Here is a 20183-nt window from a genome sequence, read left to right on the forward strand (position 1 = left end):
CAATGCAAAATACGGCCAAAAAAGCGACCTTGCCTGCCACGGCTTTGGCAGCTCTTGGGGTGGTCTTTGGAGACATCGGAACAAGTCCGCTCTATGCCTTGAAAGAGTCCTTCCATGCTGCCCATGGTTTGGGAATTCAGCCTGAAAACGTATTAGGAATTTTATCCATTATTTTTTGGTGCTTAATGCTGATTATCAGCATCAAGTATGTCGCCATTGTCATGCGTGCAGATAACAATGGGGAAGGCGGTATCATGGCCTTACTTGCATTGAATTTGCGTAAAGCAAAAATTGCCGACAACAAAAAAATCTACATGATTGCGATTGGTTTTATTGGGGCATCACTGTTCTTTGGTGACGGTATTATTACCCCAGCCATTTCGGTATTGTCTGCGGTCGAAGGGTTGTCTATTGCAACCAACGTTTTTGACCCGTTCATTATGCCAATTGCAATTGCCATTATTGTGACGCTGTTTTTAGTTCAAAAACATGGTACGGCCTTTGTAGGTAAGTTCTTTGGTCCAATTACGCTTGTGTGGTTTATCTCTTTAGGTGCATTAGGCCTTCATAGCGTCATTCAAACACCGATTGTACTCGGCATGTTTAGTCCACATTGGGCAATTCAGTTTATCTACCATCATCCAGTCATGACGTTTTTTGTGATGGGTGCTGTGGTGTTAACAGTGACAGGTGGTGAAGCACTCTATGCCGACATGGGGCATTTTGGACCTGTTCCGATTCGTCTTGCGTGGTTCTTTGTGGTGTTGCCATGCTTGGTTTTAAACTATGCAGGACAAGGCGCATTGTTACTTCGTGACCCTGCGGCAATTGAAAACCCGTTCTATTTACTGGTGCCACAGTGGGCACTTTACCCAATGATTATTATGGCGACCATGGCAACAGTGATTGCCTCTCAAGCTGTAATTTCTGGGGTGTTCTCTCTTGCTCGTCAAGCGATTCAATTGGGTTATTTACCGCGTTTAAGTATTAAACATACTTCTGAGTCTGAAGAAGGTCAGATCTATGTGCCGTTCTTAAACTGGTTACTTTTAATCGCAATTATTATCTTAATTCTGATTTTCAAAACCAGCTCAAACTTGGCAAGTGCTTATGGTTTAGCAGTGACCTTAACCATGCTGTGTGACACGATTTTGGTTTCCATCTTTATCTACTCAGCGTGGAAATGGAGCTGGCCAAAAGTGGTGTTACTGATTATTCCATTCTTTATTTTAGAGTCGGTTTTAGTCGCAGCAACTTCACTTAAAGTGTTGTCAGGCGGTTGGGTGCCATTACTCATTGGTGGTATTGCAGTCACTATCTTAATGACATGGAAACGTGGCCGTGAGCTTACTTTTGCTAAGCTTGAACACGATACTTTGTCGCTCGATTTGTTTGTAAAAAGTATTGGTAATAGCGTGCACTGGGTACCGGGTGATGCCGTGTTTATGACAGGTACGCCAAACGTTGTACCGCATGCCATGCTACATAACATTAAGCACAACAAAGTACTGCATCAGCGTAATATCTTGGTCACTGTGGTGATTGAAGATGTACCTTTTGTTGCACCAGAAGAGCGTATTACAACAGAAGCTTTAGCTGAACATTTCTACCGTATTAAAATTTTCTACGGCTTTAAAGATGAAATGAATGTACCGAAAGCACTTATGCAAGCTTATGAGCAGTTAGGTCTTGAATATGACTTAATGCATATCAGCTTCTTTATTTCGCGCGATCGTATTGTTCACTCGGTGGGTGATGGTATGTCGCCGTGGAGAGAAAAACTATTTATTTCGATGCAGCGTAATACCAGTCCGGTGAGTGACTTCTATCAAATTCCAACCAACCGTGTGGTGGAGTTAGGTAGTCAAATCGAAATATAGAAATTTGATGTAATAAAAAACCAAGACATAAGTCTTGGTTTTTTTATGGCTCTGATTATTGAGCTTGTGGCATAGGTGCATCTGCTGGCAATGCACCATCTTTTGCCATTGGGTCTGCTGACTGGTTAGGGTTAGCCGGTGGTGGCGGTGTATTTGGGTCTTGTGGTGCCGGAGCAGCCATTTCAGCGCCAGCAGGAGGTGCTGGTGGGACATCTGCAGGAGGAGCCGGCGGTACATCGGCTGGAATAGGAGCACCTGTAGGAGCAGCACCTGTTGGGGCAACAGAAACAGGTTGTACTTGACCACTTTTAACTAAATCACTAATAGAGCCAGGTTGGCCATTGACGGTTGTAGTCACTTTTACTTTAGATAAACTTTCTAAAGTCTCACCGGGTTGGACCGCAGGTTCAGCTAAGGCTGCCATACTGCACAGTCCAGCAATTACGCCAATACCAATAATCTTTGAATGGATCATTAAATGGACTCCGTTTATATTTTTATCCAAATTTGTGGAGCTAACCATGTCATAAGCGATTGGTCGTTTTCAATGAAAGATACGCAATTAACCCAATTCAATAGTGAAAGTTCCTCACAAGGCCAACAAACTGTTACCGAACAAGAAATAGAGTTACAAAAAAGATGACCATGTTTTAACCATTTGAAAGTTAAGCGATATACTTAAAAAAGCAGGATTGTTAAGCTGCATATGGACAGTGGTATTGATAGAAACATGGCAAGTAAAAAACGTAGTACAGGTACAAATTCATTCTCTCTAAGTCAGCATTTTGGCAAGATTATTCTTGCTTGTGTTGCTGCTGGTAGTTTTGCAATTGCTTTTGGAAGTGAAAAGATTTCACAGTGGTTTTCGCCCTTAAGTACCAACTCGACTTGTCTCAATCAGTTTTATCGCGAAATTCCTCCTGCTTTAAACAAAGAAAGTTTAAAAAAAGACAGTTATCCGCTGTGCTTTAATGGCTTCAATGTTTTGTACTCGGGGATGTCTAAAACGCCGTTATGGTCAGCTGAATATCTTAGTCCTGAACGTTTAAGCACTAAAATTAAACGCGAAGATAATTTCCACGAAGAAACACGTGTGCCTGAGCGCCACCGTTCACTTTTAAGCGATTATCGTGGGTCAGGCTATGACCGTGGACATATGTCACCAAATGGCGATATGCCGACTAAGGACTCGCAGTTCGATAGTTTTTCGCTGAGTAACATGGTTCCACAGGCACCCAAAAATAATCAGGAAGTTTGGCGTAAGCTTGAAGATGCTACTCGTGCAGTGGTTACTAAGCAAAAACAAGATGCATATGTTGTGACAGGACCAATCTTTGAAGGTCAACGACTCAAAACGATTGGACGTGGTGTTATTGTTCCAAGCGCAGTGTATAAGGCTGTGTACTATCCTAAAACAGGTGCAATTGGCGCTTACTATGCACCAAATAACAACTCGCAACAGGTTAAGGTTGTGAGTGTTTGTTATTTAGAGGAAAAGTTAGGAATTAACCTGTTTCCTCAGTTAACTGAACAACAAAAACGTAATGTTTATCGTCTGCCGTTAACATCGAGTCAAGTTAAGCCAAACCAGAAGTTAGATTATTTACACTGGGATGGAGAAAGCCAGTGTGAACAAGACTTAAGTGCAGATCAGATCCACGCATTACAAGACCAGTTTAAAAAGCAGAAAAGCACATCTTCTGAGCCTATGGAATCTAAAGTTCCAAGTATTGATGAAGAAACCAGAAAAGCCATTGTGAAACAGCTAGTAGAAGCTTTGGTGAACTATTTCTTGCAAATCATCAAATAAATCGTTTGCAGGCATTGTCGATTACCCCAGGTCCTGTCAATACCGTTATTTTATCAACCAGCTTAAATCATGGTTTAAAAAGATCACTTCCCTATATTTCAGGTGCCACGATTGGTTTTACCTTGCTTTTAATATTTATGGCGTTTGGGCTGCAAAGTGTATTAACCCAATTTCCTGTTGTCTTAAAAATTCTTGCCATTTGTGGAACGCTATTTGTTTGTTATATCGGAATAAAAATTATTCTTTCTGCAGCAAATATTTCTATTTCTAGTGTTTCACTAGAACAGATGATCATTCCCAATTTTAAAGATGGCTTCTTGTTACAGTGGCTGAACCCTAAAGCATGGTTGGCTTGTGTGTCGGGCATTACCATGTTTACTAGCATTGAACATCCAAAGGCTTTGCCGATTTTTATCGTGATTTATTTTTTCACCTGCTATATATGTTTGTTCTTTTGGGGATTCTGTGGTGATAAATTTTCAGTGGTGCTAAACCAAGGCAACCGTTTGAAATATTTTAATATCTTAATGGGTGCTTTTTTAATTTTATCGGCACTTTTAATTTTGATTGATTTTTTATAGATTGGTCGTATTACACTATCAACATATAACAACGAGACCACACTTATGTTTAAGCCATTTGAAAAGGGTACAGAGTCTTCTTCAATTGAAGATTTAACATTAGAAAATGATGTCGATTGCGTGAGCATTTATGGCAATTTGCAAATTACTAAAGACAAAGTTGGGTTAGAGCAGGCAAAAGCACTACAGAGCTTTTTAAATGATGTGGTTGCAGCTTTGGAAAAAGAAGAATTGCCTGAGAAAATTGAACGTCCAGCTGAACAAGAAGTAAATAATCCGTTTTTATAATTTATACATTTTATGTGTGATGTTTAGCATAGTCATGTTGCCATACAGTCTTTAGTACCACGTTAGGTCTTATTGAGTTTGTATAGCCATTTCTTACTTTTGAAAGACCAAAAGTAAGCAAAAGTCTTTGTTGATCAGAGGGTACTTCCGTGTACCCCTGCTCAACAGGTGACATCCATGTCACCCCACCGCGATAGCATATTAAGGCTATAGATATGAAGAATTAATCCTTATCTCCAGCAACTACCTTATAAATAATTGCACCAATCACAGCACCTAAAATCGGCGCTACCCAGAACAACCACAGCTGACTTAAAGCACCAGTTTGAGCAAAGAATGCAACACCTGTACTACGTGCAGGGTTCACAGAAGTGTTTGTAACCGGAATACTGATTAAGTGAATAAGCGTTAATGCAAGACCAATCGCAATAGGTGCAAAACCAGCAGGCGCACGACCATGTGTTGATCCTAAAATAACAATCAAGAAGAACGCAGTAAGTACCACTTCAATAATAAAAGCAGAACCTAAACCAAATTTATTTGGCGATAAATCACCAAAACCATTGGTTGCAAAACCGCCCACACCAGTAAAGCCAGCTTGACCTTGAGCGATAATATAAAGAACAAATGCAGCAGCAGTCGCACCAACCACTTGCGCAACAATATATGGAATTAAATCTTTAACATCGAAGCGACCACCGACCCAAAGACCGACACTGACCGCGGGGTTAAAATGTCCACCAGAGATATGCCCTAGAGCATAAGCACCAGTGAGTACGGTTAAACCAAAGGCAAGGGCTACACCTGCAAAGCCAATACCAAGTTCAGGGAAAGCTGCGGCTAACACTGCGCTACCACAACCACCAAAGACTAGCCAAAACGTACCTAGGAATTCAGCAAAATATTTATTCATTGTGATTACTCATCTATTGATCTATTTTTTAATTAATGTGAAATATGTCACAAAAAATTAAGCATGTGACTATATGAAATTTTTGTTTTCAGTGTTGTTTTAATCAAGAAAAGATTTGTAAGTTTTGGTTGGTTATTCTTTGTCTAAAAATTGATCTCTCCATTGTTGGGGTGTTTGATTGGTCCAATGTTTAAATGCTCTTTGAAATGCGCTTTGTTCTGAATAACACAGCAAAAGTGCAATCTCTTGTAGGCTTAAATGCGGATCTTTTAAATACTCGGTTGCGAGCATAAAGCGTACTTGTTGAACACGTTCCTGAAAGGTGGTGTTCTGCTGTTGTAAATGCCGTTGAAGTTGCCGAACAGACAAGCCTAATTGATTGGCAATATATTCAATTTGGTACTGATTTTTTTGTAAGCCAGTCAAAATTGAATGCTGTAAACGTTGATCAAGTTGAGTTGAATTGGGTAACTGTTCTAAAAGTGCTTGTGCTTGCTGGACCAATAGCTGCTGTAGAGTGTGGTCAGCGCTGCTAAGCGGTTTATGAATTTCGGTAATTGGAATAAGTAACTCTGTACGGGGCTGGCTAAAACGAACAGGGCATTGAAAGTACTGCTCGTAAACCCTGATATTTTTAGGGGCAGCATTTAAGAAACGTACTTCATGTAAATGTACATCTTCATGAGACATAAAAAGACGTAAGAATTGAATCACCAGTGCAATCGCGATTTCATCGGTAAGTTGAGTCGGGTGTAACTCAGTCGCTTCCCAGCGAATAGAGCCATATTGACCTTGTAACTCGACTACTAAAGGACTTCCGTCATAAATTAGGCGGTGAAAGTCATGATAGCGAATTAAAGCTTCACCTAAGTTATCGCAAGATAGAGCAAGGTAGGCAATTATTCCTAAGTGTTTGGGCTGAACATATTTAGCAATTTCTAGCCCTAAACCCGGCTTCGGGTCGAGTTTATAAATGACTTCTAATAGATCACGCCAAACTACATAGTCAAAGCGTTCCAGATTTTGTATTTGTTCTAATTGTTCAGGAATAGCTAAGCCATTAGCTTCGCAATAAGCTTTTAATAGATGTCCTAGTCCTCCATATACCGAGCCGGTATAATTTTTTAGTTGTGGCATCCTTGACCACCTCTTTCTTGTCGTGATTTGTCAATGAAACCATAAATTCTGGTCAATACCTAGCATAGCGAATTTTATATTCTAAATAAAAAGAAAAAGGAGTAAGGCGATGCTAAAAGGGTTTATTGCAGGAATTGCAGTTGCGAATGCATTTGAATGGGTGGCGCATAAATATATTTTGCATGGTGTACACCGTGCTGGACAACCGCGTTATAGCCCAGTACCAAGAAGCATGGAGTCCCATTGGGCACACCATCGTGAAGTCCGTAAACAACAATTTCATGATGATTGCTATGTTGAAGGTGTTAGTAACTGGCGTACTAAAAAATGAGTTAATTTCACTTGCTGTGGTGGCAACCGTTTCAAGTGCAATGTTTTACCCATTTTCAAAAGGTATGGCGCTTGCAGCTTGGTATAGTGCAGGAAATTATTACTATATTCATCGCCGTGCACATTTAGAGCCTGACTGGGCAAAGCGTAAAATTCCGTGGCATTACGACCACCATATGAACTCGAACCAAGACGCCAATTGGTGCGTGACCAAACCTTGGTTTGATTATGTGATGGGAACACGCGTGGTATCTTCGGCAGACCTAAAAGAACAAAACCCTTTGGGGATAAGGTTACCTACTATGCTTGCTAGACCACTCTCTCAAGCTGTAGAAAAAATTTTCCCTGCAAAATGGGTGGAGAAAAAAGAAAAGCCTCAACTCGTCAGTGACATCAATATGGTCGATGGCGCTGCATAAAAAAATAAAGGGGCATATTGCCCCTTTAAATATAAATAAGCTTACAAGCGCATTTCGATGCCTTGTTCAGCTAAATATTGTTTAGCTTCTGGAATCGTATATTGGCCAAAGTGGAAAATACTTGCTGCCAATACTGCATCGGCACCACCTTGTAAAATACCGTCTGCAAGGTGTTGTAAGTTACCTACACCGCCTGAGGCAATCGTTGGAATAGTCACGCGGTCATTAATCGCACGCATTAAAGCAATATCGTAACCTGCTTTAGTGCCGTCGGCGTCCATACTGGTAATGAGTAACTCACCCGCACCGTAGTCAGCCATTTTTACAGCCCATTCAATCGCATCAATACCCGTTGGTTTACGGCCACCGTGAGTAAAGATTTCCCATTTGTTGTCGCCAGTTTTTTTGGCATCGATCGCAACCACAATACATTGTGCGCCAAAATGCTGAGAAGCTTCTTGAACAAATTCAGGGTTAAATACGGCAGCCGAGTTAATACTCACTTTGTCTGCACCTGCATTTAATAACGCACGAATATCTTCAACCTTACGTACTCCACCACCGACAGTTAAAGGCACAAATACAGTCTCGGCCATACGTTCAACAGTACGGTAAGTGGTATCGCGGCCATGATGTGTAGCGGTAATGTCTAAGAAAGTAATTTCGTCTGCACCTTGTTCGTTATAGCGACGTGCCACTTCAACTGGGTCGCCCGCATCACGAATATCGAGGAATTGAACGCCTTTAACTACGCGTCCGTTATCAACGTCTAGGCAAGGAATAATACGTTTAGCAAGCATAGCTTTTTCCAAAAATAATCGCCGTTGGTGAAAGTTCCTACACAGGCGCTACACCTTCATGGAGGGAAGAGGTATTCTATCAAACTTCACAGATGTTTTTTGCAGGTTTTCCATGTCGGTTTATACCCCGTTGAGTTTAGATGAAGTTCGCACCTTTGCTGCACCTTATGGATTAGAGGTGTTGGAGCTGAACCCAATTCAGGGAGGTATTCAAAACACCAATTATTTTTTGGTTGATGTAAACCGCAAACAATATGTACTCACCGTATTTGAAGAGTTAGATGCCAAAGGTGCAGGTGAACTTATTCCTGTACTTGAACAATTAGGCACTCATGATGTACCCGTTGCTGTACCGTTGAAGCATAGCGGACAAGCGGTTCACGTTATTGCAGAAAAGCCTGCACAGATTGCACCACGTCTCATGGGTCACCATCCCATGCAAACCACAGTAGCCCAAGTTGCGGCAATTGCAGATGCACAAGCGAAACTGCATGTGGCTTTACAAGATTTTCCGCTTGAGCGTGAATATCGACGCGATCATCAATACTGGACAGGCGTTGCAGAGCAGCTTAAGCCAAATATGTCTCAAGATGACCAAGCTTTACTTGAGCAGGTTTATCAAGCTTTCAATGCGAAAACAGCACAGTATTCGAACCGACCAACAGGTTTTATTCATTCAGACTTATTCCGCGACAATACATTGTTTGAAGGTGATCAATTACAAGGTATCTTAGATTTTTACGAGTTAAATCAAGATGAATTACTGTTTGATATTGCGATTACCATCAATGATTTTTGTACCGAATATCCAGCAGCACATTTAAACTCAGACAAAGTGGCAGCTTACTTAGCGGCGTATCAAAAAGTTCGTGTGCTTACTTCAGATGAACTTGAATGTTTAGATGTATTCTTGGCAATGGCAGCATGCCGTTTCTGGTCAATGCGTTTACAAGTTGCTCAAAAAAATAAAGAAGAAGGACGTACAGGCGACGACATTTTGCAAAAAGATCCGCAAGAAATGCGAGCAATGATGCAAGACCGTTTAAGTCATGTAAAAGCATAAAAGGAATAAAGATGCGAGATCAGGGGCGTTTAGTCGAATGGTTCGACGAAAAAGGTTATGGCTTTATTCAGCCGGACGATGCTGAAAAAGAGCGAGTCTTTTTGCATATCAAAGATTTTGCACGCCCCGGTCCTCGGCCAATTATTGGCTGTGCACTAGAATATTTGGTCATTTTGGATGAACGAGGCCGTTTTCGTGCCCAGCAAGTCACCTATTTAAAAGCATCTCAAACTCGTAAAGCTTTAAAATCAACAAAAACAGAATCTTCATTTCAAGCAAAACCATGGTCTGCTATGCAAATGGGGATCGTATTTTATTTTGTTTTAATGGGCATTATGAGCTTTATCCATGTTCTGCCAGCTTATACTTTATTGTTTATCTTAATGATGAATGTCTTAAGTTATTGGCTATATTCACAAGATAAAGAGGCTGCACAATTAGGCAATCGCCGTGTTCCTGAACAGACTTTGCACATTGTAAGTTTTTTAGGAGGCTGGCCAGCTGCGTGGTGGGCACAACAAAAACTGAGACATAAAACACAAAAACAACCATTTCGTAAGATTTATTTTTGTACCATATTCTTTCATTTACTTTTGATTTTGTGGCTAATTTCTCCTTTAAACGTTTTGCGGGGATCATAAAAGTAAATTGTTTTATTACACTTGAGAGGTATAAAAATGAATAGTTCTATCGACCAAGATCCAAATCGTACTTTAACACTTATTTTGTATGTACTTTATATTGTTGCCATTTTTACAGGCGGCTTACTTGCGATTATTGCTTTAATTATTAACTACGTAAAACGTTCTGATGTACAAGGTTCAATTTTTGCGAGCCACTTTACATGGCAAATCAGAACATTCTGGTGGTATTTGGCTTGGAATATTATTGCCTTTTTGCCGTTTATTTTCTTGTTCTTTACAGGCGAAAATACCGATTTATTTGCAGGCGTTGCGATCTCTTCAACCGTATTCTGTGTAGGTGTCATTGCCGCGGCATGGATCTGGATTGTATATCGTGCCATTCGCGGCTTGATTGCGTTAAATGATAACCGACCGATGTACCAACCTTAATAAATAAAAAAGAGAGCGTTAAGCTCTCTTTTTTATTCTCGAATTCTTTTAGTTTTTTTAATGGGTAACTTAAGTTTTAACTCACTGACTAAAACACCTAACACCACTAAAGCACCGCCAAAAAGGGCAATCAGTGGTAAACGCTCACCTGCGATTCGGCCAATAACCCCAGCCCAAACAGGTTCTCCTGCATAAATAATCGCAGCACGTGAAGGATCGACCATACGCTGAGCCCAGTTCATCACAAATTGAATCAGTGCACTTGCTAAACCTAATGTAACAGCTGTAAGTACAAGCGGCCATGAAAATGCTGGAATCGTTTGCTCGCCCACCACAGGCATAACGGCAAACGAAAGTAGAGATGCGACAGCAAGTTGAATAATGGTCACACGGCGCAAATTTACCTTTCCAGCAAAATAACTAATAAAAAGAATTTCTAAAGCAATCGCAACTGAGCCAAGTACTGTTAAAAGCTGCCCAAAACTTAATGAAATTTGCTCAAAACCATTCCCTGTCAATAAAACAAGACCAGTAAAAGCTAGAGCTGCTCCCACCCAAGTCATGGCATGTGGTGTCTTTCTAAAGATGAGCCACATTAAAATAGGAACAAGCGGAACATAAAGTGCCGTTAAAAAAGCCGATTCACTACTCGGAATGGTTTGTAGGCCAATTGTTTGAGTTCCATAGCCGCCCACAATGACTAGACCAATCACACTACCAGCACCTAAGTCTTTTAACGTAACGCCTTTCATGCTTTTGAATGAAATAAGCAATAACGTTAGCGCTGCTACAGCAAAGCGGCAGCCTACAAAAAACATAGGCGATGTAAAATTCAGTACATATTGCACTGTAAGAAATGTTCCGCCCCAAATCATAGTAATCAAAACGAGTGCTAACTGTGGGGCTTTGCTTGAACTCAAAGAAATTGGTGACATACTCAAAATTAGAATGAATTGTGCAATATACTGCACATATTGCGCTATTCTTCTGTTTTGTGCAATATATTGCTCAAATTTTCTGTACTACCTATTCTATGAGCCATTCGAGTACCGTTTTACAGCACGTAGGCACAAATATTCGTTCATTAAGAGATGAGCGTGGTTTAAGCCAACAGGAATTAGCAGACCAGGCGGGTGTAAGTAGACGTACTATTGCTGCTTTAGAGACAGGACAAGTCAATATCAGCCTAGCTAAGCTCGATGCGATTGCGATAGTGTTGGGCGTAAACTTTAGAACGATTGTAAGTGCACCAGAGCATAAAGAACATGCGTTGGTTAATGTACTTGCTTGGCAAGGCGAAAAAGAAGAAAGCAAAGCTACTTTACTGGCTTCAGTTCCTTCCCGTTCTCAAGTTGAGCTTTGGACATGGTCTTTGGCAGTAGGGGAGTCTTATATTGCTGAAGCAGACCCAGAAGGGTGGCAAGAACTTATTTATGTATTAGAAGGTGAGCTAACCATACAATTTGCAGATAGCACAAAAACTATAGCTGCTGGTTCTTCAATTATATATGCCAGTTCAGTAACTTACACTTATATTAATAGTGGTAATCAAGTGCTTAAATTTATTCGTAATGTGGTGTATTGATTCGGAATATATTTTCATATCAATAAATAAAAAAGAGCCTAAAGCGGCTCTTTTTTACATCTTAAAAATTAAAGACGATTTTCATCTAATAAAAGCTGAGCTTCACGAAGATTTAAAGTACCTTCATAAATTGCGCGGCCTGTAATCGCACCTAAAATGCCTGGCTTGCCTTTTAAGTTACGAACATCATCAAGGTTCGTTACCCCACCTGAAGCAATCACTGGTAAACCTGAGTATTGAGCCAAGTTGACAGTTTGCTCAACGTTTACACCTTGCATCATGCCGTCACGCGCAATATCGGTATAAACAATGCTAGATACGCCAGCATCTGCAAAACGTTTTGCTAGATCAGTTGCTTTAACGTCAGTAACATTTGCCCAACCGTCAGTTGCAACCATACCATTCATGGCATCAATACCAACAATGATGTGGCCTGCAAAACGCTTACAAGCTTCTTCTACAAATTCAGGTTCTTGAACGGCTTTAGTCCCGATAATGACAAAAGTCACGCCAGCTTCTAAGTAGTGTTCAATTGTTTCTAATGAGCGAATACCACCACCAATTTGAATTGGTAACTCTGGCTGAGCTTTAGCAATTGCTTCAACAACAGGTTTATGGATAGGCGTACCTGCGAAAGCACCATTCAAATCGACCAAATGCAAACGACGTGCGCCTTCATTTACCCAATGTTGGGCAGTTGCAACCGGATCGTCAGAGAAAACGGTATCGTCTTCCATACGCCCTTGTTTTAAACGCACACATTTACCATCTTTCAGGTCAATTGCTGGAATGATTAGCATGCTTTCGCTCCTTGCTTCATCATGTTTATGAAATTGTGCACATCTTAGCAAAGTATTGATCAATCGCTAAGCCTTAGAAAAGACTTTTATAACTTTACGCATGAAGTGCGGTTTGAATCGTTTGTGAAATGTGAGCCGGTAATAAGTTTTGTTTACGAAGCTCTAAAAATACTAGTAAGGCAGCATAAGCATCAGCGGCGGCATAACTGATTTGCTGTGGTGTAAGTGGCTTTTGCGCCCAATTTGATGTTCCGACTTTCTTTGACTTTGAAAGATATTGTCCAAATAACAGTGCTACGGCTTTTTGTACACCCATTTGCTGGGTAAAACCAAAGTGACTAAAACCTTTAGCAAGGTCAATGCAGCTTTCAAGCTCTATGTCTTTTTTATGAAAAATGTGCTTATCATTCTTAAGACCAAAGCCGACTTTAAGTTGTTTTGGATTGGACAAAATAGGCTGCAAAAATTTTAAAGTCGATGAATTGACATGAAATAAATAGGCTTTATGTTCTGTGGCAAGCTGAATCAGATGTGGACCCGTCGAGACCTCACCTACCCGAAATGTCGGTTTAGATTCGGAATCAAATCCTAAAAAGATCGCTGCTTTTAATTCTTCTTCAATAGTTTTGCATTGCTCAATATTTTCAATCACCACAATATTTTGGTGGTTAAGATTTTTAAAAGGTGGAAGCTGCTGAATAGAGGCTTTATCAAGGAGGGACGGGGCTTCGGACATATTTAACAGCGTACAAATAAATTGAGCTATTCCCTTTATATATGAATAAAGCCTAGAGAACTAGGCTTTAGGAAACTTTAAAAAATTATTGAGACTGAGATGGGGACCCAATGATAACGCTTTCGCTTTTTTCAACATAGCCTTCATAGGTAGGAGCCATGATTGTGGCAACAATAGCAAAAATGACTGCAAGTGGAATAAGCGCAATATAAATCCAACCTAAAACACATTCCCAGCTTGGCGTTGGACGCTTCGGTCCATAATCATTAGGGCCTTCAGTTCCTTTTGCACAAAATAAATAAACGGCAAGGCCAATGTTCACGATTGGTACGAGCATGAGTAAAGATAACCAACCTGTATTATTACGGTCATGCAAACGGCGAATAGTAAATACGAAGCTAATATAAATACCGACGATATATAGAATGGCAATAGCGATGATGCCCGGCGCAGTAAAACCTGGGGTGCCCTCATTTTGTGTAAGACCGAAAGTAAAAATAATAAGTAGAACAACAGCAGCGAGGGTTAACGTAAATAGGAAGGTCCAAGCAGCATAAGAGAGTCGTCCAAAACGTCCATTTGCCTTAAAGGGCGAATCTTGCTGAAGTGGCTGATTTTCAAAAGGTGAATTCATTGTGTTTATCCTAATCATTTGGTTTTATTTAAAAGTATGAATATTCAATATTTTGTTGAATAAAATATCATTCTATAAATGATTGCTTGTTATTATAAATAAAAAAAAAGATCAGGCCATCTAGACCTGATCTGTTTAAAACTTTTGTGAAATTAAATATTCCATTCCACAAAGTTTTTAAGTAACTGTAAACCTGCAGTGTGACTTTTCTCTGGGTGGAATTGAGTCGCAAATAAATTATCTTTGTGAATTGCCGTACAGAAGTTCACGCCGTATTCACATGTTGCAGCTACAAGATTTTCATCTTTAGGTTCAACATAATAGCTGTGTACAAAGTAGAAGCGAGCATCTTGATCAATGTTGTTCCACATTGGATGGCTTGGGTCCATTTGGTGAACTTGGTTCCAGCCCATGTGTGGGACTTTTAAGCCTTCCATTTGAGGAAAGTGTTTAACAACACCTTCAAAAATACCTAAGGCATCTACACCGCCATTTTCTTCAGAGCTTTGTAGAAGCGCTTGCATGCCTACACAGATTGCAAGAACTGGCTTATTAAAAGCAGCGTTGCGTACGACTTCATCAATACCTGCTTCACGCATGCCTTGCATACAATCACGCATTGCCCCAACACCCGGGAAAACAATTTTGTCGGCTTGTGCAATTAATTTTGGGTCGTTAGTTACATCGACTGTAGCACCTACATGCTCAAGTGCTTTAGCAGCTGAGTGTAGATTGCCCATGCCATAATCAAGTAACGCGATACGTGTCATTAGAGGCTACCTTTTGTCGATGCAATCGTGTTTTCAGCACGTGAATCAATTTCACATGCCATACGCAAAGCACGCGCTAGTGCTTTAAATACACTCTCGATTTGATGGTGGCTATTTTTACCTTTCAAGTTATCAATATGTAAGGTCATAAGGGCGTGGTTTACGAAACCTTGGAAAAACTCGGAAAATAAATCCACATCAAATGTACCGATACGTGCGCGAGTAAATGGAATATCCATAAATAAACCCGGACGACCAGATAAATCTACAACGACACGAGATAAAGCTTCATCTAATGGTGCATAAAAATGACCATAACGGCGTAACCCTTTTTTATCGCCTAAAGCTTGTGCAAAAGCCTGTCCAAGCGTGATACCGCAGTCTTCTACGGTATGATGATCGTCAATCTCTAAGTCTCCATCACAATGAATATCGATATCAAATAAGCCATGTCGCTTGATTTGATCAATCATATGGTCTAAAAATGGAACTCCGGTGTTTAGTGTGCCTTGACCAGTACCATCGAGATTTAAACGAACTCGAATTTTGGTTTCATTGGTATTTCTAACCACTTCACTGATACGTTGCGTCATGGACACGTTCCTCAAAAAACGTCAAAAATGATTGGATGTTAACGACAATTTCGCTGTGACGAATTCGTGACAGCATCATAGTTTGCTCAGGAGGGTTAATCAATGCCTATTACCGTACATGCTTATAGTTCTCTAGATAATTCAGAGATCCGCGATCAGCTTGAGCGACTGTATGACACAAGTCCGGAGTTTGGTGACGGGCACGATGCGATTGAACAACTTGAACAAGATTTACAGCAGTATACCACGCTATACACTGCCGAATTTAACACCAAAATTATAGGTGCAATCTGGTGTTCAGGACAAGGTGAAAGCAAGGTACTTGAATATATTGTGGTGCATCCTGCTAACCGTGGTCGTGGGGTAGCTGAGCGCTTGGTAGAAGAAGCTTGTCGTATAGAAGAATCAAAAGGCGTTAAAATTTTTGAGCCAGGCTGTGGTGCCATTCATCGCTGCTTAGCGCATATTGGTAAATTACATAGCTAAAATCCTATTTTTACTGTACTTGTGATTTAAAATTAAACACTTGTTACAAAAAATACGGAAGTTGCTTGACGTCTTCTTATAAACATTGTTTAATACCCCCACTTCGGCGTGATAGCTCAGTAGGTAGAGCAACGGATTGAAAATCCGTGTGTCCCCAGTTCGATCCTGGGTCTCGCCACCATTATTTGTGTTTTCAATCCCTGATCCCATCAGGGATTTTTTTTAAGTATAAAAAATACTCATTTAAATCAGAAACTCAGGATAATTGTTGACTATTGTTCTGAGATGCGGCTTAATACAGGCCATCGGCGTGATAGCTCAGTAGGTAGAGCAACGGATTGAAAATCCGTGTGTCCCCAGTTCGATCCTGGGTCTCGCCACCATATTCAAAAAAGCCCCATACTTTAAAGTATGGGGCTTTTTTCATGCCTATTTATTTAATAAAAAATATTAAGACTTTACTTGTGTATAAATCTCATTTTATCCACAAGCAAACTCAGTTATCCCCAACAATGTTTGAACTTTCTAGAAATGGCTCAACTGAAATTTGTCTTTAGTCGTGAGGACTATCATTAATGAGTCGTTTTCCTAAACATACGGCTTCTACTTCGTCATAACCGAGCTGTTCGTAAAAGTTCAGCACATTTAGATTGTCTTTACGCACCAATAATTGAAGTTTTGGGCAGCCGCGAGCGATAAGGCGCTTTTCAAGCTGCTGAACAAGCGCTGTAGCGATTCCTAAGCGTTGTTGGTGGGGATGAACAGCCAAATAGTTAATCCAGCCTCTATGACCGTCATAGCCGCCCATGAGCGTGCCAATCAATTGCTCATCTTTAATAGCAACCAAAAATAAATCATCCTGTTGTGAGACTTTTCTAAATATATCGGTTTCAGGATTATTCCATGGACGGGTTAGGTCGCAGCTTTCCCATAAATTGACCACATCATCCAGATCTGCATTTGTAAATTGACGAATAATAAACATATGGATTTCTACTTTTTGTTTTGATGTATTGAAAAGATAAAATAAAAATACGCAATTGCGCAGTAGTTTGTGAATAATTTAAACAAATAAAAAAGCACCCCCGTAGGAGTGCTTAAATTAAAAATATTGCTTACGCTGATTTTGCAACAGGTGCCGCTTGAAGCATTTGACCTGTTTCTTCGAAGTTTGCATGCCAAGACAATGCTTCACGAAGTAAATGAGGAGTATGACCACCTTTGGCACATGCACGATCAAAGTAGTCGTTCAGTGCATCACGGTAAAGCGGATGTACACAGTTATCAATAATTGCGCGAGCACGTTCACGAGGTGCTAAACCACGTAAGTCTGCTAAACCTTGCTCTGTTACTAAAATATCAACGTCGTGTTCACTGTGGTCAACGTGGCTTACCATTGGCACGATAGAAGAGATATCGCCACCCTTAGCAATTGATTTGGTCACAAAAATTGCCAAGTGAGCATTACGAGCGAAGTCGCCTGAACCACCGATACCATTCATCATTTTAGTACCACATACGTGAGTTGAGTTCACGTTGCCGTAAATATCAAACTCAAGTGCAGTGTTAATGCCGATAATACCTAAACGACGTACAAGCTCAGGGTGATTCGAAATTTCTTGTGGACGAAGTACTAATTTGTCTTTGTAAGCTTCGATATTGCCAAAAACTTTCTCACCACATTTAGCTGAAAGGGTAATTGAGCTACCAGAAGCAAACTTCATTTTACCTGCATCAATGAGTTCAAAAGTACAGTCTTGTAGTACTTCTGAGTACATGATGAGGTCTTCAAAATTAGAATCTTTTAAACCTGTTAATACTGCATTGGCAATTGAACCGATCCCTGCTTGTAATGGACCAAGGTTCTTAGGTAAACGGCCTTCAGCAACTTCTTTTTCAAAGAAAGCAATCAGGTGATTTGCGATGCCTTGAGTCTCATCATCTGGAGGAGTGACTGTTGATGGTGAGTCATGTGTATCGTTAAAGACAATACCTACAATTTTTGCAGGATCGATCTGGATGGCTGTTGTACCAATACGCTCATCCACTTTTGTTAATGGAATTGGCGTACGTGTTGGACGGTAAGTTGGAATATAGATGTCGTGCAAACCTTCAAAGCTTTCGCTTAAAGAGGTATTGATTTCAACAATAACTTTTTCGGCAAAAATTGCGAAACTTGCAGAGTTACCCACAGAAGTTGTTGGAATAATGCCGCCATCTTCAGTAATTGCAATTGCTTCAATCACCGCAACATCTGGACGTTTAAGTTGCTGGTTACGCATTTGCTCAACAGTTTCTGATAAATGTTGATCAATAAACATAACTTCGCCGTTGTTAATCGCACGACGTAAAGTATTGTCTACCTGAAATGGCATACGACGAGATAAAACACCTGCTTCCGTGAGTTGTTTGTCTAAGTCATTACCTAAGCTAGCACCCGTAATTAACGTGATTTTTAACGGATTCTTTTTTGCAAGCTCTACAAGTGCTTGAGGAACAGCTTTAGCTTCGCCAGCACGAGTAAAACCACTCATACCAACAGTCATTCCATTTTCGATGAATTGCGCAGCTTGTTCAGCACTGATGACCTTGTCATGAAGAGAAGCTAGGCGAATACGACTTAAAGACATTGGACATCCTCAATATTGTCAAAACATACCGGATTTTAGCTATGAAAAAATGAAAAGTGCATAGGTGTTAGGCTAAGGTCTAATTTTTTAAATAAATGGGGGTATAAATTTATTTTATGAATTTTAAGATATTGATTTATTTAGTATTTAATAAATTTTAAAATAGCGCTTTAAATGATCAGTTGATCAAATTAGAAGCGCTCACTTAAAGTTTGTTTAATTTTTTCTAAAGGATTTGGCGTTGTGTTTTCTTCGGCCGCTGGTTTTGGAATAGGTAATGAAATAATCACTTCTAAACCGCCTTGTTCACGGTTATGAATTTGAATTTCACCTTGATGAATGTCGACAATACGCTTAACAATTGCAAGGCCTAAACCACTGCCTTGAATGGTCCTAGCAGAATTACCTCTTACAAATGGTTGCATTAATTCTTCAATCTGATCTTCTGGAATGCCTTCACCATGGTCAGCAACCGTAATTAAAATATGTTCATTTTCAACTTTTGCGCTGAGTTCGATTGGCTCCGCACCATAACGTTTTGCGTTATTAATGAGGTTGGCAATCAGACGTTTTAAAGAAAGGCTACGTGCAGGAATAATCGGAACATCTTGCACCTCAAAACGAATATCAAGCGGTTTAAATTGAACAATTAATTCTTGCAATAATATATTGATATTGGTGTCTTTTAATTCTTCATCTGAACCATCCCGCATATACGAGATGAACTGATTCAAAATTGCATCCATATCATCTACGTCATAAACCAGACCTTCACGTAGAAACTCATCAGGTAGCATCTCTGCAGTTAAACGAATACGTGTAAGCGGGGTTCTTAAATCGTGTGAAATACCCGCTAGCATAATCCGTCTTTCACGCTCAGTCTGCTCAAGTGTATATACCATGCGGTTAAATGCTTGGTTTACCTGGCGAATTTCTAAAGGGCCATGGTTAGTATCTAAATATGGTGCTGTTCCAGACTTACTATATTCGTTGGCGGCATTTTGCAAACGACGTAATGGGCGGTTCATTTGACGAATCAAAATTAAAATAATGATGGCCGAAACTAATGGCACACCCACAACCCAACCAATTAATAGCTCAGGACTATAGTTTGCATAGGTTTTTAAAGGCTCACGAACCCAATTGCCATGCATTTCTGGTGTTTGAATCCAGATGCGTGGGCTAGGTTTAAACTGGAAGTAAACTGTAACGTCTTTTGCGCCGATTTCATTTGCAAGTTTTTGTTCAACTTGGTTGGTAAAAAACTCCGCAATGACTTTATCGCGAACGCTTGGATACTCTTTAGGGTCGGTTATATATTCAATGCCAACCCGATTACGCAACCAAGTATCAACATCAACTTCGGTATCACGATGAAAAATACGTATATTAGGGTTGTTCACTAGCTCGAGTTCAACAGCCAAATAACGGGCATGCTGTTGAATTTCGGGTAAATAGAGAGTTCGCCAAAAAAACCACAATGACATAAAGAGGCTAAAGAACACCACCAGCAATACCAAAATAGTGGTACGCATGGCAGCAGAACGTGGCTTAATTTTGTCGAGAAAACGTTCCCATCTCGTCCGTTTACGCTCTGAGTACGCAACGTAGTCGGTAAAGTTTTGCGGTGGTATTGGCTCTAAACTCACTCTAAT

General features: G+C 40.3%; 23 protein-coding genes, 2 tRNA genes and 1 pseudogene. 12 read left to right on the top strand and 14 right to left on the bottom strand.

Annotation, left to right across the window (positions count from 1 at the left end):
• Positions 1 to 2: 2 nt before the first annotated feature.
• Positions 3 to 1880, top strand: coding sequence for a potassium transporter Kup (locus MKL35_RS07795; RefSeq protein WP_006581027.1), 1878 nt, complete (start codon positions 3 to 5; stop codon positions 1878 to 1880).
• A 55-nt stretch (positions 1881 to 1935) separates the two neighbouring features.
• Here the strand turns inward: MKL35_RS07795 and MKL35_RS07800 are convergent, their stop codons facing one another.
• Positions 1936 to 2355 (bottom strand): hypothetical protein, encoded by a 420-nt coding sequence (locus MKL35_RS07800; RefSeq protein ID WP_032011917.1) that lies wholly within the window; start codon positions 2353 to 2355, stop codon positions 1936 to 1938.
• A 255-nt stretch (positions 2356 to 2610) separates the two neighbouring features.
• Here MKL35_RS07800 and MKL35_RS07805 point away from each other — a divergent pair, with 255 nt between their 5' ends.
• The 3 genes from MKL35_RS07805 to MKL35_RS07815 are packed head-to-tail and all read left to right on the top strand — an operon-like array spanning position 2611 to position 4559.
• A complete protein-coding gene (locus tag MKL35_RS07805) occupies positions 2611 to 3690 on the top strand; it encodes a DNA/RNA non-specific endonuclease (protein ID WP_023188101.1) in 1080 nt (359 codons plus the stop codon).
• Positions 3687 to 4271 carry a LysE family translocator gene (locus MKL35_RS07810; RefSeq protein ID WP_032011918.1) on the top strand — a complete coding sequence of 195 codons (585 nt, stop codon included), beginning with the start codon at positions 3687 to 3689 and terminating at the stop codon, positions 4269 to 4271. Before MKL35_RS07805 ends, MKL35_RS07810 begins: the two co-directional genes overlap by 4 nt.
• A gap of 45 nt (positions 4272 to 4316) precedes the next feature.
• Positions 4317 to 4559 carry a hypothetical protein gene (locus MKL35_RS07815; protein ID WP_000476056.1) on the top strand — a complete coding sequence of 81 codons (243 nt, stop codon included), beginning with the start codon at positions 4317 to 4319 and terminating at the stop codon, positions 4557 to 4559.
• Positions 4560 to 4782: 223 nt separating this feature from the next.
• Here MKL35_RS07815 and aqpZ read toward each other — a convergent pair whose 3' ends face one another.
• Together aqpZ and MKL35_RS07825 are read right to left on the bottom strand one after the other, a co-directional pair.
• Entirely contained in the window at positions 4783 to 5472 is a 690-nt protein-coding gene (aqpZ, locus tag MKL35_RS07820) for an aquaporin Z (protein ID WP_002052229.1), read from the bottom strand.
• A gap of 132 nt (positions 5473 to 5604) precedes the next feature.
• Complete coding sequence (locus MKL35_RS07825; protein ID WP_032012259.1) at positions 5605 to 6609, bottom strand: AraC family transcriptional regulator; 1005 nt, start codon at positions 6607 to 6609, stop codon at positions 5605 to 5607.
• 109 nt (positions 6610 to 6718) lie between these two features.
• On the opposite strand from MKL35_RS07825, the pseudogene MKL35_RS07830 reads away from it, so the two are divergent.
• A pseudogene (locus MKL35_RS07830) lies at positions 6719 to 7358 on the top strand (hypothetical protein).
• 41 nt (positions 7359 to 7399) lie between these two features.
• On the opposite strand, the gene hisF reads toward MKL35_RS07830, so the two are convergent.
• The gene (gene hisF, locus MKL35_RS07835; RefSeq protein WP_000880078.1) at positions 7400 to 8158 is read right to left on the bottom strand and encodes an imidazole glycerol phosphate synthase subunit HisF; all 759 of its coding nucleotides are present in this window, start codon (positions 8156 to 8158) and stop codon (positions 7400 to 7402) included.
• A gap of 112 nt (positions 8159 to 8270) precedes the next feature.
• Here hisF and MKL35_RS07840 point away from each other — a divergent pair, with 112 nt between their 5' ends.
• From MKL35_RS07840 to MKL35_RS07850, 3 genes are read left to right on the top strand one after another with little or no spacing between them, the layout of a single operon-like run.
• Positions 8271 to 9221 (top strand): homoserine kinase, encoded by a 951-nt coding sequence (locus MKL35_RS07840; RefSeq protein WP_032012260.1) that lies wholly within the window; start codon positions 8271 to 8273, stop codon positions 9219 to 9221.
• A gap of 11 nt (positions 9222 to 9232) precedes the next feature.
• Positions 9233 to 9862, top strand: a complete 630-nt coding sequence (locus MKL35_RS07845) for a DUF1294 domain-containing protein (RefSeq protein WP_032012261.1) — start codon at positions 9233 to 9235, stop codon at positions 9860 to 9862.
• 36 nt (positions 9863 to 9898) lie between these two features.
• Positions 9899 to 10294 carry a DUF4870 family protein gene (locus tag MKL35_RS07850; RefSeq protein WP_001088855.1) on the top strand — a complete coding sequence of 132 codons (396 nt, stop codon included), beginning with the start codon at positions 9899 to 9901 and terminating at the stop codon, positions 10292 to 10294.
• 32 nt (positions 10295 to 10326) lie between these two features.
• Here the strand turns inward: MKL35_RS07850 and MKL35_RS07855 are convergent, their stop codons facing one another.
• Positions 10327 to 11229 (bottom strand): DMT family transporter, encoded by a 903-nt coding sequence (locus MKL35_RS07855; RefSeq protein WP_032012262.1) that lies wholly within the window; start codon positions 11227 to 11229, stop codon positions 10327 to 10329.
• A gap of 98 nt (positions 11230 to 11327) precedes the next feature.
• Here MKL35_RS07855 and MKL35_RS07860 point away from each other — a divergent pair, with 98 nt between their 5' ends.
• Positions 11328 to 11879 carry a helix-turn-helix domain-containing protein gene (locus tag MKL35_RS07860; protein ID WP_004711597.1) on the top strand — a complete coding sequence of 184 codons (552 nt, stop codon included), beginning with the start codon at positions 11328 to 11330 and terminating at the stop codon, positions 11877 to 11879.
• Positions 11880 to 11947: 68 nt separating this feature from the next.
• On the opposite strand, the gene hisA is transcribed toward MKL35_RS07860, so the two are convergent.
• The 5 genes from hisA to hisB all read right to left on the bottom strand — a co-directional run bounded on the left by hisA (position 11948) and on the right by hisB (position 15412).
• Entirely contained in the window at positions 11948 to 12679 is a 732-nt protein-coding gene (gene hisA, locus MKL35_RS07865; RefSeq protein ID WP_002052186.1) for a 1-(5-phosphoribosyl)-5-[(5-phosphoribosylamino)methylideneamino]imidazole-4-carboxamide isomerase, read from the bottom strand.
• Positions 12680 to 12773: 94 nt separating this feature from the next.
• Complete coding sequence (locus MKL35_RS07870) at positions 12774 to 13415, bottom strand: 3'-5' exonuclease (protein WP_032012264.1); 642 nt, start codon at positions 13413 to 13415, stop codon at positions 12774 to 12776.
• A gap of 85 nt (positions 13416 to 13500) precedes the next feature.
• Entirely contained in the window at positions 13501 to 14049 is a 549-nt protein-coding gene (locus MKL35_RS07875) for a DUF805 domain-containing protein (protein WP_032012265.1), read from the bottom strand.
• Between the two features lie 152 nt (positions 14050 to 14201).
• Positions 14202 to 14819, bottom strand: a complete 618-nt coding sequence (gene hisH / locus MKL35_RS07880; protein ID WP_002052198.1) for an imidazole glycerol phosphate synthase subunit HisH — start codon at positions 14817 to 14819, stop codon at positions 14202 to 14204.
• Positions 14819 to 15412, bottom strand: a complete 594-nt coding sequence (gene hisB / locus MKL35_RS07885; RefSeq protein WP_006582523.1) for an imidazoleglycerol-phosphate dehydratase HisB — start codon at positions 15410 to 15412, stop codon at positions 14819 to 14821. The genes hisH and hisB overlap by 1 nt, the downstream gene beginning before the upstream one ends.
• A 102-nt stretch (positions 15413 to 15514) precedes the next feature.
• Between hisB and MKL35_RS07890 the strand changes: the two genes are divergently transcribed.
• The 3 genes from MKL35_RS07890 to MKL35_RS07900 all read left to right on the top strand — a co-directional run bounded on the left by MKL35_RS07890 (position 15515) and on the right by MKL35_RS07900 (position 16281).
• The gene (locus MKL35_RS07890) at positions 15515 to 15898 is read left to right on the top strand and encodes a GNAT family N-acetyltransferase (RefSeq protein ID WP_002052206.1); all 384 of its coding nucleotides are present in this window, start codon (positions 15515 to 15517) and stop codon (positions 15896 to 15898) included.
• Between the two features lie 105 nt (positions 15899 to 16003).
• A tRNA-Phe gene (locus MKL35_RS07895) sits at positions 16004 to 16079 on the top strand.
• Between the two features lie 126 nt (positions 16080 to 16205).
• Positions 16206 to 16281 (top strand) — tRNA-Phe (locus MKL35_RS07900).
• A 170-nt stretch (positions 16282 to 16451) separates the two neighbouring features.
• On the opposite strand, the gene MKL35_RS07905 is transcribed toward MKL35_RS07900, so the two are convergent.
• The 4 genes from MKL35_RS07905 to MKL35_RS07920 all read right to left on the bottom strand — a co-directional run bounded on the left by MKL35_RS07905 (position 16452) and on the right by MKL35_RS07920 (position 20177).
• Entirely contained in the window at positions 16452 to 16883 is a 432-nt protein-coding gene (locus tag MKL35_RS07905) for a GNAT family acetyltransferase (RefSeq protein ID WP_002052234.1), read from the bottom strand.
• A gap of 130 nt (positions 16884 to 17013) precedes the next feature.
• Positions 17014 to 18528, bottom strand: a complete 1515-nt coding sequence (locus MKL35_RS07910; protein WP_017392587.1) for an acetyl-CoA hydrolase/transferase family protein — start codon at positions 18526 to 18528, stop codon at positions 17014 to 17016.
• Positions 18529 to 18563: 35 nt separating this feature from the next.
• Positions 18564 to 18668, bottom strand: a complete 105-nt coding sequence (locus MKL35_RS07915; protein WP_081282758.1) for a hypothetical protein — start codon at positions 18666 to 18668, stop codon at positions 18564 to 18566.
• Positions 18669 to 18719: 51 nt separating this feature from the next.
• Positions 18720 to 20177, bottom strand: a complete 1458-nt coding sequence (locus MKL35_RS07920; RefSeq protein WP_002052250.1) for an ATP-binding protein — start codon at positions 20175 to 20177, stop codon at positions 18720 to 18722.
• Positions 20178 to 20183: the final 6 nt, after the last annotated feature.

It is taken from the genome of Acinetobacter sp. AOR41_HL, assembly GCF_027854645.1.
Lineage (GTDB): Bacteria > Pseudomonadota > Gammaproteobacteria > Pseudomonadales > Moraxellaceae > Acinetobacter > Acinetobacter nosocomialis.